Origin of the sequence: Aurantimonas sp. (assembly GCF_964217435.1) — a bacterium.
GTDB lineage: Bacteria > Pseudomonadota > Alphaproteobacteria > Rhizobiales > Rhizobiaceae > Aurantimonas > Aurantimonas coralicida.
In genome coordinates this window covers 67592-81114 of record NZ_CAXPJM010000002.1, presented here as the reverse complement: position 1 = coordinate 81114, position 13523 = coordinate 67592, and the positions used below count along the sequence as shown (strand labels likewise).

The window sequence follows — 13523 nt, the reverse complement described above, 5'->3', positions numbered from 1 at the left end:
ATCGGAAACGTCCAAATGCTCGATGTCGGCTATGGCGCCGCACTGCTGGCGGGGCTTCTCAGCTTCGTCTCGCCCTGCGTGTTGCCGATCGTTCCGCCCTATCTCGCCTATCTGGCCGGGCTGAGCTTCGACCAGGTTCGCGAACGCGGCACCGAACCGGCCGTGGCGCGGCAGATCATGCTGGCCTCGCTGGCCTTCGTGGCCGGTTTCACCACGGTCTTCGTCGCGCTCGGCGCCACGGCGAGCCTGGTCGGGCAGGTGATCGCCCAATGGTTCGATGTCCTGTCGGTCGTTGCCGGCATTATCATCATCATCATGGGCCTGCACTTTCTCGGCGTCTTCCGGCTGTCGCTGCTCTACCGCGAGGCGCGGGTGAACGTCGCCCAGAAGCCCGCCGGGCCGCTCGGCGCCTATGTCATCGGCCTCGCCTTCGCCTTCGGCTGGACGCCTTGCGTCGGGCCGGTGCTGGCGGCAATCCTGTTCGTCGCCGGGTCGCAGGACACCGCCTTGCGCGGCGCCGGGCTGCTGGCCACCTATTCCATCGGGATCGGCGTGCCGTTCCTGCTGGCCGCCGCCTTCGCCACAAGGTTCCTGGCCTTCGCGGCACGGATGCGCCGGCACATGGCGACGGTCGAGAAGATCATGGGCGGCGCGCTGGTGTTCACCGGTATCCTGTTCGTCACCGGACAGATGGCCACCATCTCCTACTGGCTGCTCGAGACCTTTCCGGTCTTCGCGACGATCGGCTAGAAGGAAGCCGGCCGCTCCGGGGCGGCGGGCGCATGCAGGGCAGGCGGGGCCTCCAGTCGGTCTCGCCAAGGATGATCGCACGTCGAGGAGGACGATATGGCACGGATCTTCATGCTGTCGCTGGTGGCGTTTCTGGCCGCGATGACGCTGTCTCACGCCGCCGAGATCGGCGACGATGGCCTGCACAAGCAGCCCTGGTTCTCGCTGTCGTTCCGGGACGTCGCCGAGGACATCGAGACCGCCCGCGAGGAGGGCAAGCGCCTCGCCATCGTCTTCGAGCAGCGCGGCTGCATCTACTGCCGCAAGATGCACGAGGAGGTGCTGTCCGATCCGCAGGTGCGCGACTACATCACGGCGAATTTCAACGTGGTGCAGTACAACATGTTCGGCGACGAGGAGGTCACCGATCTGGACGGATCGTCGCTGTCGGAGAAGACCGCGGCCCGCCGCTGGAGCGTCGTCTTCACCCCGACCATCCTGTTCATGCCGGAAATTACCCCGGCGGACGGAACCGTCGGGGAGGCGGCTGTCGCGACCATGCCCGGCGCCTTCGGCAAGTCGACGTTCCTGCATATGTTCCAGTGGGTTCGCGAGAAGGGCTACGAGGGCGACGAGCACTTCCAGAAATACCATGCGCGCAAGCTGGCGGCCGACGGCGGGGCGATGGAAACGACTGAATGACTTGCTGCAGTGCAGCAAGATTATTGCACTGCTACAATACATTCGAAAATAACAATACTTGAATTGATGTCGCCGTCCTGCTTTACTGGGTCGACAGGATCGAAGCAGATCGGCTACCCAAAGCCGACATTCGGGAGGAAGCCTTGTCCATGATGCGTTCGTTCGCGCTGAGCCTTGCATTGTCCGTGGCCCTGACGCCGCTGGCACTCGCTGCAGAAACCGCCCCGGCCGATGTGTCCTTCGCAGACATGGCGGTGGCGGATTCGCTGACCGGTCAGCCGGGCGACCCGGTCGAGGGGCGCAAGGTCTTCGCCAATCGCGGTCTCGGCAACTGCCTTGCCTGCCACATGGTGCAGGATCTCGAGAGCGAGCTGTTCCACGGCAATGTCGGACCGGCGCTCGACGGCGTCGCCGAGCGCTGGGAGCCGGGCCAGATCCGCGCGATCGTCGCGAACGCCAAGGAAATCTTCGGCGAGCAGACCATCATGCCGGGGTTCTACACGCTGGATGTCGGCGTGGACGTGGCCGAGAAATTCCAGGGCAAGACGATCCTTTCGGCCCAGCAGGTCGAAGACGTCGTCGCCTATCTGGCGACGCTCAAGGGCGAATAGGAAGGACATTCCATGTACGTGACGAGACGCAAGCTTTTCGCCCTGTCCGCCGGAGCGGCCACGGCGGGCATGTTCGCCTTCGCGCCGGGCCGGGCCTTTGCCACGGTCGAAGCGACCGAGAAGGCGCTGTCGGACTTCACCGGCGGCAAGACGCCGGAAACCGGCAAGATCACCCTGACGGCGCCCGAGATCGCCGAGAACGGCAACACCGTGCCGATCTCCGTCGATGTCGAGAGCCCGATGACCGACGACAGCTACGTGGAATCGGTGACGATCTTCGCCGAGGGCAATCCCAATCCCGAGGTCGCGACCTTCCACTTCACGCCGATGAGCGGCGCCGCCGCCGCGACGACGCGCATCCGGCTGGCCAAGACCCAGAACGTCATCGCCGTCGCCAAGATGAGCGATGGTTCGACCTATTCGGATCGCAAGGAAGTCAAGGTGACGATCGGCGGCTGCGGCGGCTGACGCCGAGGCGACCGCTTCACCCACGAGGATCGATGCGTGACCCGGCCCGCTTAGGCGGATGGTCACCCCAGGAGAACGAGACATGGCAACGCCGAAGCCGAGAGTGAAGGTTCCCAAGAGCGCCAGCGCCGGGGAAGTCATCACCATCAAGACCCTGATCAGCCACGAGATGGAATCCGGCCAGCGCAAGGACAAGGACGGCAATCCGATCCCGCGGCAGATCATCAACAAGTTCACCTGCGAGTTCAACGGAACCAAGGTGTTCGAGTGCGAGATCGAGCCGGCCGTGTCGGCCAATCCCTATTTCGAGTTCACCGCCAAGGTGCCCGAAAGCGGGACGTTCAAGTTCACCTGGGTGGACGACAACGGTGAGACCTACACCGACGAACAGACCATCGAGGTCAAGTAGACGCCGGACGGGGGAGCGGTATCGGTCGGTCCGGCGCCGAGCCTCGAAATGGGAGGAAATTGCGTGAAGAAGACTGTTATCGCCCTGTTGAGTGTGTCCTGCCTGGGAAGTCTCACGCTCGTTTCCGGTGCTCTCGCCGACCCGGTCGACGAGGGCCTGTCCATCGACGGCCAGGAAATGATCACCGTCGCGCCCGCGCCGACCGAGCCGGAGGGCCATCCCTTCGACAAGGTGCGCTCCGGCTGGCTCTACCGCGAAGCCGAGACGCGTCAGGTCGAGTCCGACAGCTTCGAGAATCCCGGCATGCTGAATGTCGAGCGGGGCGAGGATATCTGGAACACGGTCGAGGGCGCCGCCGGCAAGTCCTGCGCCACCTGCCACGAGGACGCCTCCGAGAGCATGGCCGGCGTCGGCGCCAGCTATCCCAAATGGGACGCGGCGAACAGCAGGCCGATCAATGTCGAATTGCAGATCGATGCCTGCCGGACCGAGCACATGCAGGCCGAGCCCTACAAGTTCGACGCCCAGGACCAGAAGGACCTGACCGCCTTCATCAAGCACCAGTCACTGGGAACGCCCGTCGAGGTGGATCTGGCAGCCGGCGAGATGATGAGCTGGTGGGAGCGGGGCAAGGAGCGCTATTATCTGCGCACCGGCCAGCTCAACCTGTCCTGCGCCTCCTGCCACGAGGACAATAACGGTCGCTACATCCGCGCCGACCACCTCAGTCAGGGCAACACCAACGGCTTTCCGACCTATCGTCTGAAGCAGGCCAATCTCGTGTCGCTGCACAACCGTTTCCGCGGCTGCATTCGCGACACCCGGGCCGAGTTCCCGAAGGCCTTCTCCGACGAGCTGATGGCGCTGGAAGTCTACACCGCCTGGCGCGGTAGCGGCCTGTCGGTCGAGACGCCGGCCGTTCGCCAGTAGCCAGTCGCGGCGAGGGCGGCTGCGGTCGCCCCTCGCGCATCTGACAATTCGATACGGAATCAAGTCCGGACCGCCCGTGCGATCCGGACCGGGGGTGAGCCATGTTCTCCAGACGTGAGTTTCTGACCGCGACCGTCGCGCTGGCGGCGCTCACCGGTTCCGGTCTGTCGGGACGCTGGTCCCGCGCCGCTGCCCAGCAGGCGCTGAGCGAGGATGCCTTGCTCGGCGCGCCCGATTTCGGCAATCTGACGCTGCTCCACGTCACCGACATCCACGCCCAGCTCAAGCCGGTCTTCTTTCGCGAGCCCGCCGTGAATATCGGTATCGGCGAGGTCGCTGGCCTGCCGCCCCATGTCAGCGGCGCGGACTTTCTGAAGCTCTACGACATCGCGCCGGGATCGCCGGACGCCTATGCGCTGACCTCCGAGGACTTCTCGGCGCTGGCCTCGCGCTACGGCCGGATGGGCGGTCTCGATCGGATCGCGACCATCGTCCGTCGGGCGCGGGCCGAGCGCGGCGACGACAACGTGCTGCTGCTGGACGGCGGCGACACCTGGCAGGGCAGTTATACCGCCAACAAGACCGCCGGCGCCGACATGATCACGGCGATGAACGTCATCGCGCCGGACGCCATGACCGGCCATTGGGAATTCACCTATGGCACCGAGCGGGTGGAGGAGGCGATCGCCGCGCTGCCATTCCCGTTCCTCGGCTCCAACATCTTCGACCGCGAATGGGACGAGCCGGCCTTCGAGGCATGGAAGATGTTCGAGCGCGGCGGCTCCAAGGTTGCGGTGATCGGCCAGGCCTTTCCGTATACGCCGATCGCCAACCCGTCCTGGCTGATCCCCGGATGGTCTTTCGGCATTCGCGACGAACAGATCGCCACCCATGTGGAAGAGGCGAGGGCGGCCGGGGCCGATCTCGTCGTGCTCCTGTCCCACAACGGCTTCGACGTCGACCGCAAGCTCGCCTCGCGCGTCGACGGCATCGACATCATCCTGACCGGCCACACCCACGACGCGCTGCCCGAGCCGGTGCAGGTCGGCAACACGCTGCTGATCGCCTCGGGCTCGAACGGCAAGTTCCTCAGCCGCCTCGATCTCGACATCGCCGACGGACGCCTGAAGGATTTCCGCTACCGGCTGATCCCGGTCTTCTCCGACGTGATCACCCCGGATGCGGAGATGGCCGCCGTCATCGACGAGGTCCGCGCGCCCTATGCGGACGAGCTCCAGCGGGTCATCGGCCACACCGACGGGCTTCTGTATCGGCGCGGCAATTTCAACGGCACCTGGGACGACGTCATCTGCGACGCGCTTCTGGCCGAGCGCGACGCCGAGATCGCGCTGTCGCCGGGCTTCAGATGGGGCACGTCCGTCCCCGCCGGCAGCGACATCACCGTCGAGGATCTGCACACCGTCTGCGCCATGACCTATCCGGAGGTCTACCGCAACACGATGAGCGGCGAGACGCTGAAGGCGGTGCTGGAGGATGTCGCCGACAACCTCTTCAACGTTGATCCGTATTACCAGCAGGGCGGCGACATGGTCCGCGTCGGCGGTCTCGGCTACGGCATCGATCCGACGAAGGAGATCGGATCGCGGATCTCCGACATGACCGTCCTCGCCACGCAGGAGCCGATCGAAGCCGGGCGCGACTATGTCGTCGCGGGCTGGGCGTCAGTGAACGAAGGCACCGAGGGACCGGCGATCTGGGATCTGGTGGAAAGCTATCTGCAGACCCACCCCGAGATTTCGCCGACGGAAAACCGCAGCGTGACCGTGCGGGGCTGACAGCCGCGCCTCGACAGGCGCCTTGCCGCATGATATATGCAAAATATCATATATTTATATGTCGGGAGGAATGCGGATGAGCGACGGACCCGGAACGAGCGAACGCGGCCTCTCCCGCCGCAACCTCCTGAAGCGCGGTCTTGCGATCGGCGGAACCGCAGCCGCGGGGCTGGCCGGCCTGCGAAGCGCCATCGCGGCCCCCGCCGGCGGGGATCCGGCGATCACCGAGATCCAGGACTGGAACCGCTATCTCGGCGAAGGCGTGGTGGCGCGGCCCTATGGCACGCCGTCGCCCTTCGAGGCCCATGTGGTGCGCCGGGACGTGTCCTGGCTGACGGCCGATGCGACGAGTTCGGTGAGTTTCACGCCGCTGCACGAGCTGGAGGGGATCATCACCCCGAACGGCCTCTGCTTCGAGCGCCACCATGCCGGGATCGCCGAGGTGCCGCCGGACGAACATCGCCTGATGATCAATGGCCTCGTCGATCGTCCGCTGGTCTTCACCATGGAGGATCTCAAGCGCTTTCCGCGCGAGAACCGCGTCTACTTCCTCGAATGCGCCGCCAATAGCGGCATGGAATGGCGCGGTGCCCAGCTCAATGGCTGCCAATTCACCCACGGCATGGTCCATTGCGTCATGTATACCGGCACGCCGCTCCGCTATCTGCTGGGGGAGGCCGGGGTGAAGACCGCCGGCAAATGGCTGCTCGCCGAGGGCGCCGACGCCGCGGCGATGACCCGTTCGATCCCGATGGAGAAGGCTCTCGACGACTGCCTCGTCGCCTGGAAGATGAACGGCGAGGCGCTACGGCCCGAACAGGGCTACCCGGTGCGCCTCGTCGTGCCCGGCTGGGAAGGCAATATGTGGGTCAAATGGCTGCGCCGGCTGGAAGTCGGCGACCAGCCCTGGGAGCAGCGCGAGGAAACCTCGAAATACACCGATCTCCTGGCGAACGGCACGGCGCGCAAATTCACCTGGGGCATGGAGGTGAAGTCGGTCATCACCAATCCGAGCCCGCAGGCGCCGATCACCCATGGTCGCGGCCGCACCGTGCTGACTGGGCTCGCCTGGTCGGGCAATGGCAGGATCAAGCGGGTGGACGTGTCCCTCGACGGGGGACGCAACTGGCACACAGCGCGGATCGACGGGCCGAGCCTGCCGATGGCGCTGCACCGATTCTACTACGATTTCGACTGGGACGGCTCCGAACTGCTGCTGCAGTCGCGAGCCATGGACGAAGAGGGCTTCGTCCAGCCGACGAAGTCCGCGCTGCGGGCCGCGCGGGGCGAGAACTCCATCTACCACAACAACGGCATCCAGACCTGGCACCTGAACGCCGAGGGAGGGCTCGAGAATGTCGAAGTGTCCTGAAACGATCCTCGCCGTTGCCATGATCGCTGCCGGCCTGTTCGCCGCGCCGGCACTGGCGCAGGAAGGGGATGCGGCCGCCGGCAAGAAGGTCTTCAACCGCTGCCGCGCCTGCCACGATGTCGGCGAGGGGGCGAAGAACAAGATCGGCCCGCATCTCAACGACCTCTACGGTCGCGCCGCCGGTGGCCTCGACGACTACAATTACTCGCCCGTCGTGAAGACCGCCGGGGCGGAGGGGCTCGTCTGGAACGACGAGACGCTGGCGGCCTATCTCGCCGATCCGCGCGGCATGCTGCCGGGCAATAGGATGGCGTTTCCGGGCCTGAAGAAGGACAAGGAGCTCACCGATCTCCTGGCCTATCTCGCGACCTTCTCGGCTGAACAGAAGGCCGAGGCCGCACCGGCTGCTGCCGAGGATGCTCCCGCCCAGCCCGAAGCCGAGCCGGAGCCCGACGCGGAGGCGCAGGCATCGCCGCACGGCCGCCCCGCGCCGGCAACCGTGCCAACGCAGCATAGCGAATCGTCCACGGGCCCGATGCGTCTCGGCCGCGCCGCGACGGAGGCGGAAGTCGCCGCCTGGGACATCGATATCCGGCCGGACGGCAAGGGACTGCCGGTCGGCAGCGGCACGGTCGCAGACGGCGAGGTGATCTTCACCGAGCAATGCGCTTCCTGCCACGGCGATTTCGGCGAGGGCAGGGGCCGCTGGCCGGTGCTGGCCGGCGGGCGGGACACGCTCACCCGCGAACGGCCCGAAAAGACCGTCGGCTCCTACTGGCCGCATCTGTCGACGTCCTACGACTACATCCGGCGGGCCATGCCCTTCGGCAATGCGCGGTCGCTGAGCGACGACGACGTCTACGCGCTGACGGCCTATGTCCTCTATCTGAACGACGTGGTGACCGACGAAGAGTTCGAACTGTCCAACGAGAACTTCACCACCATCGAGATGCCGAATGCCGGCGCCTTCATCCCCGACGACCGCGCATCGGAGCCCCATTACAAGGCCGATGCCGATCCCTGCATGTCGGATTGCAAGCCGGGCCCGGTGTCGATCACCTCGCGGGCGCAGGTTCTCGACGTGACGCCGGACAGTGGCGCCGAAGGGCCGGCGGGTGGTAACGTCGACTGACGCGGGGCCGGTAGGGTCCGCGCCGGGCCTGCGGGCCCGGGTCAGACCCGAGTGAAAGGCATCGCCATGAAAATCGCCCTCCTAGCCGCCGCCGCGCTGGTCGCGTCGTCGCTCGTCGCCCAAGCCGGTCCGGACGACAAATCGTCCTTCGAGCCCGTGCAGTACGAGGCGCAGAAGGTGCTCTACGATTTCAATTTCGATGCCCCGTTCGACGGCGTGCGGGCGCTCGGCTTCATCCGCAACCACATCAAGGCCGCCAAGGAGTTCGGCGATTTCGAGGGCTCGAAGTTCGTCGTCGTCGCCCATGGCAACGAGCTGCATGGCTTCTCGCGCCTCAACCGCGCGGCCTTCCCGGACGTCTATGATGCGGTCAAGGAGCTGGCCGACGAGGGTGTCGAGTTCCATATCTGCCGCAACGCCGCCAAGGGCCGGGGCTACGCGCCGGACGAATTCTACGACCTGTTCACCGTCGTCCCGGCGGCGGTGATCGACATCGCGAAATACGAGAATGCCGGCTACAGCTACATGTATCCGGCGCTCACGCCGCGGATGAACCGCGACGACGTGATCGCGAAATATCCCGAGCTCGAGCTTCAGTAACGAAAGGCGAGACCATGGCCAGCAACGCCCCCGCACCGATCGCGCTCCGGCGCACCCGGCTGACCGCGGCGCTGGCCGGTCTGGTCTTCGCCGCCGCCGCCATGCTGGCGGCCGGTCAGACCGTCACCGCGGCTTCGGCGCAGGACGCCGAGGATGACAGCGGCTTCGTCACCCACAAGCTGGCGCTGCAGGTCTCCGACAATGACGAGGCGGCGATGCGGTCGGCGCTCGACATCGCCGCCAATGTCTCGCGCTTCTACACGGCCAAGGCCGAGGAGGTGGAGATCCGCATCGTCGTCTACGGCCCTGGCATCGAGATGCTGCGGCCGGAGCGCACCCCGGTGATGGACCGGCTGACCTCCTTCGACCAAAGCATGCCGAATGTCGGCTTCGTGGCCTGCGGCAACACGCTCGATTCGCTCGAGCAGGCCGAGGGCGAGCGGCCAGAGATCGTCTCCTTCGCTGACGAGGTGGAAGCCGGCGTCGCCGAGCTGATCCGCCTCGACGAGACCGGCTACACCATCGTCAAGCCGTAACCTCCGTGAGTAGCCCATCGGCCCCAAGAGCCGGTCGCGATACCGTCGAGAACGCCCGGACCTGACCGATACCGGCCGGGGGGAACGAGAATCCACGCAGCGCCCGTTTGCCGCAAAGCTGTTTCCGCCTGCAGCCCCGGCCCGCATTCCTGTAGCGCGAATACATCGCGAACTCCGCATATGTTCCGGCTATTGCAATGGCACCGGGACCTATGGCGATGGATTTCGTTCCCCTGATCGATCTCGTCGGCGAGAACGCCACCGCGCTTATCGGCGGCGCCGTCGTCGGCGGCCTGTTCGGCATCTTCGCCCAGCGCAGCGCGTTCTGCACGCGCTCGGCCGTTCTGGATCTTACCCGGCGGCGTGGCCTGTCCGCGCTGGCGGTCTGGGCCGGCGGCTTCGCGGTGGCGGTGCTCGGCATCCAGCTTCTGCTCAATTACGGCTATGTCGACGTGCGCGAGACGCGCTTCTTCTCCACTGCCCAGAGCCTGTCCGGCGCCATCATCGGCGGCCTCGTCTTCGGCCTCGGCATGGTGCTGTCGCGGGGCTGCGTCTCCCGGATGATCGTGCTGGCGGCATCGGGCAATCTGCGCGCGCTCTATACGTCGGTGATCGTCGCGATCGTCGGTCTGGCAACCTATAGCGGCGTCCTCGTCCCCTTGCGGGATGCGGCAGGCGGCCTGTGGAGCACGGCGGCGATCGGCGGCAACGACCTCCTCGCCCATGCCGGGCTTGGTCAGGGAGCCGGCATCGCCATCGGCGCGATCCTTGCCGTTTCCGCGCTGGCCCTTGCGCTGGTCTCGAAGGTGTCCGTCTGGCGTTTCATCGGCGGCATCGGCGTTGGCGCCAGCGTCGTCGCCGGCTGGTACTTCACCTACACCCTGTCGCTGCAGGTTTTCGAGCCGATCCAGGCCGAGAGCCTGTCCTATATCCGGCCGCTGGCCACCACCGGCGCGCTTGCCACTGATCCGGACAGCTTCTTCGGCCTCGATCAGGGCGTCCTGATCGGCACGCTCGTCGGCGCGTTCCTCGCAGCAATCCTGTTCGGCAATTTCCGTATCGCGACCTTCTCCGAGCCCGGCACGCCGTCGGTCTTGCGCTATACGATCGGCGCCGTGCTGATGGGTTTCGGCGGCATCCTGGCGGTCGGCTGCACCATCGGCGCGGGCTTCACGGGCGGCGCGGTTCTGGCGGTCTCGTCACTGGTGGGCCTTGCCGCGATGGTTGTGGGCGCCGCGCTGGCCGATCGCTTCGTCGACCGGGAGCAGTCCCCCGCGGCGGACACGCTGCACGACGCGTCGCTCTCGCCGGCCGAATAATCCGGCCGGAGGGCGTCAGGCGTCAGGCCTCGCGAGCATCGGCAGCACTGCGCGCGTCATGGCGATTCCCCGCCATGATTGAAACGCGCCGCACTCCCGGTTTTTCTTGCGTTATCGCTTCGGGAGACCCAGGCAGTCGGCCACATGATCGGCGATCGCCAGGCTCGCGGTCAGGCCCGGACTCTCGATCCCGAACAGATTGACCATCGCATCGACGCCGTGGACCTGTGGCCCGTCGATGCGGAAATCGGCCGCCGGCTGGCCCGGCCCCGACAGCTTGGAGCGGATGCCGCTATAGGCCGGGGTCAGCGAATCGTCGGGCAGGCCCGGCCAGTAGCGCCGGATTTCCGCATAGAAGCCCGCCGCCCGGTCGGGGTCGACGCCATAGTCGATGCCGTCGATCCACTCGACATCGGGTCCGAAGCGCATCTGGCCGCCGAGATCGAAGGTGAGGTGAACACCCAGCCCGCCATCCTCGGGCACCGGATAGATCAGCCGCTCGAATGGCGTGCGGCCCGGTGCGGCAAAGTAATTGCCCTTGGCATAGGTCGCGGCCGGAACGTGATCGGCGGGAAAGCCCTCGATGGCGCCGGCGAGACGCTGGGCATGCAGACCGGCGGCATTGACCAGGAGGTCGGTGGTGATCTCGGTCTCCTCGCCGCTTGCCCGGTCCCGGGTGACGAGCCGGACGCCGCCATCCTCAAGCCGGCCCGAGGCGATCGTGGTGTTGAACACCACCTGGCCGCCCGCCGCATCCAGATCGCCGAGATAGCTCTGCATCAGGGCGTGGCTGTCGATGATGCCGGTCGAGGGGGAATGCAGGGCGGCAACGCAGGTGAGCGCGGGCTCCATCTCCATCGCCTCAGCACCGGACAGAAGGACCAGATCGTCGACGCCGCAGCGCGCCGCCTTTTCCCTGATCTCGCCGAGCCTGGCGACCTGCGCCTCGGAGGTGGCGACGATCAGCTTGCCGGTGCGCGCATGCGGCACGTGGCGTTCGGCGGCATAGGCATAGAGCGCCTTGCGGCCGGCAACGCAGAGCTGCGCCTTCAGGCTGCCGACCGGGTAGTAGATGCCGGCGTGGATGACTTCGGAATTGCGCGAACTGGTCTCGGACCCGAAATGGTCCGCCGCTTCCAGCACCAGCACCTCGCGTCCGGCAAGCGCCAGGCGCCGCGCGATCGCAAGGCCGACGACCCCGGCGCCGGCGACGACGCAGTCCGTATCACTCATGAACCCGGTTTCCGCATGTCACGTGATCTGAAAGGGGCGGGGCATGGCAGACGCGATGGGGCCGGAGAGACGGCGACGTCCGCGGCGGGAATGGTGGGCGATGACAGGCTCGAACTGCCGACATCCTCGGTGTAAACGAGGCGCTCTACCAACTGAGCTAATCGCCCGCGCGCAAATCTCTAGGGTTTTCCGCACCGCGCCGCAAGCCCGCCATGCGCCTGTCGCGGTGCGCCGGCCTGTGGGAGCCGACCGCGACGATCCGCAGCCGAACCATTGGACGACTGCAGTCTGGCGGCCGATGGCCAGCACGCGGGAAGGGCGCGCTGGCGTCGTCGACCGTCGCGCTCCGCCATGTCGCGCGCAGTCACGTCATTCCGGCAGACTTGTCGGACCAAGCTCGTTGACCTCAAGGCGAAGCCGATCCGGTCGCTGGCGCTGTCAGACTCGGCGATGCCCAAGAATCTGATGCTCCAGGGCCCAATCGCCGCCGACGGATCCGACGCCGGACCCAAAGAATACGGCGCGGGCGTTTCGGTCTCGTCCCCTCGAAGCGAATCCATCCGTGAATCGCGAAAAAGATGCCGGTTCGATTCGTCCGGATTCTGGCTGCGAGCGGATTCGGCAGCGGTTCGCCGCGGCAATCCGCGTGTCGTCCCGTCGTCGCAAAACCGCGGTAAACTGGGCTTCCGTGCGGCGCAGCCGGATCATCTTGCACTGCGATGATTTTTGTCCCGGCTTGTCGCTTGACACTCCCCGGTCTTGGCCGTAAACGACCGCTCATCAGCCGCTTCCGAGCGGTGGAGCGCGGGTGTAGCTCAGTCGGTTAGAGTGCCGGCCTGTCACGCCGGAGGTCGCGGGTTCGAGCCCCGTCACTCGCGCCACTTTTTCTTTCAGAACAATCAGTTCCGAACCGACGAGCCCCGATGGCTGCCGCGAGGCAGCGTCGGCGCATCGCGCGTCTGGACGCCCCATGGCGCGTGCCGCTGATCCGATCGCAACAGTTGGTCCGCGTTGCGCGTCCGGCTCAGATGCCCGATCCCGATTCCTCCTCGAAATCCCGTTCGTTGGCCGGCTGCGGCCAGGATGTCTCCGCTGCCGCCGATGGCAGGGTCGGGGAGGGGATGGGCATCCAGGCGACCAGCTCGTCGTCGCCATAGGTCACCAGGCAGGCCGGGTCGGAATCGGTGGCGATCCACTCCGGCTCGAAGGCCCCGCGCGGCGCGGCCCAGCGCACCACGTCCACCTCGGCCGGTCCCTGCTCGCTGGCCCGCACGGTCGCCAGGATGCGGCTCCCGTCGCGCGGCGCCTCGCGCATCGCGCGCCAGTCCGTGACCTTGTCCTCACGCATGTTCATGGCTGCTCCTCCGCTCGCGGGGCGTTCCCGCGCCCGGCATGATCGTCGGATGCTTGGGGGCGGAACGCAACGGCCACGCGTCGGCTCCGCCCGCAGGGTGCCGATCCGGCGCTGCCGCCGGCGCCCTGCGGCCCCGGATCGCAGGTCCCGATACCGGCGCTTCCCGCCTTGCTTCGCCAGGGAGAAGGCGATAGTTCTCGCCGCAGCGCGAAAGGCCCTTGTTTTCGCCGTCACGATCCGCCGATCCCCGGTGCCTCCGGTCCGATCGGCTCTCCGGCGGCCTGCGGAAGGGATGATCGCGAGTTTGCGGCCGTCCGATCGGTCGCCATTGA

The 13523-nt window shown here is 66.6% G+C and carries 14 protein-coding genes and 2 tRNA genes; 13 read left to right on the top strand and 3 right to left on the bottom strand.

The genetic code is table 11. The features are described 5' to 3' along the window. The first annotated feature begins 15 nt into the window (after positions 1-15). The 12 genes from ACEQX1_RS00450 to ACEQX1_RS00395 all read left to right on the top strand — a co-directional run bounded on the left by ACEQX1_RS00450 (position 16) and on the right by ACEQX1_RS00395 (position 10604). Complete coding sequence (locus tag ACEQX1_RS00450) at positions 16-750, top strand: cytochrome c biogenesis CcdA family protein (RefSeq protein ID WP_024351133.1); 735 nt, start codon at positions 16-18, stop codon at positions 748-750. 96 nt (positions 751-846) lie between these two features. Next, complete coding sequence (locus tag ACEQX1_RS00445; protein ID WP_370196404.1) at positions 847-1431, top strand: thioredoxin family protein; 585 nt, start codon at positions 847-849, stop codon at positions 1429-1431. Between the two features lie 152 nt (positions 1432-1583). Beyond that, positions 1584-2042: a sulfur oxidation c-type cytochrome SoxX gene (gene soxX, locus ACEQX1_RS00440; protein WP_029703298.1), complete on the top strand. Its 459-nt coding sequence runs from the start codon at positions 1584-1586 to the stop codon at positions 2040-2042. A gap of 12 nt (positions 2043-2054) precedes the next feature. Then, the gene (gene soxY, locus ACEQX1_RS00435; RefSeq protein ID WP_188076628.1) at positions 2055-2510 is read left to right on the top strand and encodes a thiosulfate oxidation carrier protein SoxY; all 456 of its coding nucleotides are present in this window, start codon (positions 2055-2057) and stop codon (positions 2508-2510) included. An 82-nt stretch (positions 2511-2592) separates the two neighbouring features. Next, positions 2593-2919 (top strand): thiosulfate oxidation carrier complex protein SoxZ, encoded by a 327-nt coding sequence (soxZ, locus tag ACEQX1_RS00430; protein ID WP_187389419.1) that lies wholly within the window; start codon positions 2593-2595, stop codon positions 2917-2919. A gap of 48 nt (positions 2920-2967) precedes the next feature. Continuing rightward, positions 2968-3849, top strand: a complete 882-nt coding sequence (gene soxA / locus ACEQX1_RS00425) for a sulfur oxidation c-type cytochrome SoxA (protein ID WP_370196403.1) — start codon at positions 2968-2970, stop codon at positions 3847-3849. Between the two features lie 101 nt (positions 3850-3950). Continuing rightward, positions 3951-5645, top strand: coding sequence for a thiosulfohydrolase SoxB (gene soxB / locus ACEQX1_RS00420; RefSeq protein WP_370195943.1), 1695 nt, complete (start codon positions 3951-3953; stop codon positions 5643-5645). Between the two features lie 76 nt (positions 5646-5721). Beyond that, positions 5722-7017 carry a sulfite dehydrogenase gene (gene soxC, locus ACEQX1_RS00415; protein WP_370195942.1) on the top strand — a complete coding sequence of 432 codons (1296 nt, stop codon included), beginning with the start codon at positions 5722-5724 and terminating at the stop codon, positions 7015-7017. After that, on the top strand, positions 7001-8149 hold the full coding sequence (locus ACEQX1_RS00410; RefSeq protein ID WP_370195940.1) for a c-type cytochrome: 1149 nt from the start codon (positions 7001-7003) through the stop codon (positions 8147-8149). Before soxC ends, ACEQX1_RS00410 begins: the two co-directional genes overlap by 17 nt. Before the next feature lie 66 nt (positions 8150-8215). Continuing rightward, positions 8216-8749 carry a DsrE family protein gene (locus ACEQX1_RS00405; protein ID WP_370195939.1) on the top strand — a complete coding sequence of 178 codons (534 nt, stop codon included), beginning with the start codon at positions 8216-8218 and terminating at the stop codon, positions 8747-8749. A gap of 14 nt (positions 8750-8763) precedes the next feature. Further along, positions 8764-9285, top strand: a complete 522-nt coding sequence (locus tag ACEQX1_RS00400) for a hypothetical protein (protein WP_370195938.1) — start codon at positions 8764-8766, stop codon at positions 9283-9285. A gap of 218 nt (positions 9286-9503) precedes the next feature. Next, entirely contained in the window at positions 9504-10604 is a 1101-nt protein-coding gene (locus ACEQX1_RS00395; protein ID WP_370195937.1) for a YeeE/YedE family protein, read from the top strand. Positions 10605-10715: 111 nt separating this feature from the next. Here ACEQX1_RS00395 and ACEQX1_RS00390 read toward each other — a convergent pair whose 3' ends face one another. Together ACEQX1_RS00390 and ACEQX1_RS00385 are read right to left on the bottom strand one after the other, a co-directional pair. After that, positions 10716-11837 (bottom strand): NAD(P)/FAD-dependent oxidoreductase, encoded by a 1122-nt coding sequence (locus ACEQX1_RS00390; protein ID WP_370195936.1) that lies wholly within the window; start codon positions 11835-11837, stop codon positions 10716-10718. 91 nt (positions 11838-11928) lie between these two features. Beyond that, positions 11929-12004 (bottom strand) — tRNA-Val (locus ACEQX1_RS00385). Positions 12005-12641: 637 nt separating this feature from the next. Between ACEQX1_RS00385 and ACEQX1_RS00380 the strand changes: the two genes are divergently transcribed. Further along, positions 12642-12718: transfer RNA gene (locus ACEQX1_RS00380), tRNA-Asp, on the top strand. Between the two features lie 143 nt (positions 12719-12861). Here the strand turns inward: ACEQX1_RS00380 and ACEQX1_RS00375 are convergent. Next, on the bottom strand, positions 12862-13191 hold the full coding sequence (locus ACEQX1_RS00375) for a hypothetical protein (protein ID WP_228240353.1): 330 nt from the start codon (positions 13189-13191) through the stop codon (positions 12862-12864). Between the last annotated feature and the right edge of the window lie 332 nt (positions 13192-13523).

Coding starts and splice junctions, on each gene's coding strand:
- ACEQX1_RS00405 (WP_370195939.1), top strand. CDS start 8,216: ATGAAAATCGCCCTCCTAGCCGCCGCCGCGCTGGTCGCGTCGTCGCTC.
- soxX (WP_029703298.1), top strand. CDS start 1,584: ATGCGTTCGTTCGCGCTGAGCCTTGCATTGTCCGTGGCCCTGACGCCG.
- soxY (WP_188076628.1), top strand. CDS start 2,055: ATGTACGTGACGAGACGCAAGCTTTTCGCCCTGTCCGCCGGAGCGGCC.
- soxZ (WP_187389419.1), top strand. CDS start 2,593: ATGGCAACGCCGAAGCCGAGAGTGAAGGTTCCCAAGAGCGCCAGCGCC.
- ACEQX1_RS00450 (WP_024351133.1), top strand. CDS start 16: ATGCTCGATGTCGGCTATGGCGCCGCACTGCTGGCGGGGCTTCTCAGC.
- soxA (WP_370196403.1), top strand. CDS start 2,968: ATGGGAGGAAATTGCGTGAAGAAGACTGTTATCGCCCTGTTGAGTGTG.
- ACEQX1_RS00445 (WP_370196404.1), top strand. CDS start 847: ATGGCACGGATCTTCATGCTGTCGCTGGTGGCGTTTCTGGCCGCGATG.
- ACEQX1_RS00400 (WP_370195938.1), top strand. CDS start 8,764: ATGGCCAGCAACGCCCCCGCACCGATCGCGCTCCGGCGCACCCGGCTG.
- ACEQX1_RS00375 (WP_228240353.1), bottom strand. CDS start 13,191: ATGAACATGCGTGAGGACAAGGTCACGGACTGGCGCGCGATGCGCGAG.
- soxC (WP_370195942.1), top strand. CDS start 5,722: ATGAGCGACGGACCCGGAACGAGCGAACGCGGCCTCTCCCGCCGCAAC.
- ACEQX1_RS00390 (WP_370195936.1), bottom strand. CDS start 11,837: ATGAGTGATACGGACTGCGTCGTCGCCGGCGCCGGGGTCGTCGGCCTT.
- ACEQX1_RS00395 (WP_370195937.1), top strand. CDS start 9,504: ATGGATTTCGTTCCCCTGATCGATCTCGTCGGCGAGAACGCCACCGCG.
- ACEQX1_RS00410 (WP_370195940.1), top strand. CDS start 7,001: ATGTCGAAGTGTCCTGAAACGATCCTCGCCGTTGCCATGATCGCTGCC.
- soxB (WP_370195943.1), top strand. CDS start 3,951: ATGTTCTCCAGACGTGAGTTTCTGACCGCGACCGTCGCGCTGGCGGCG.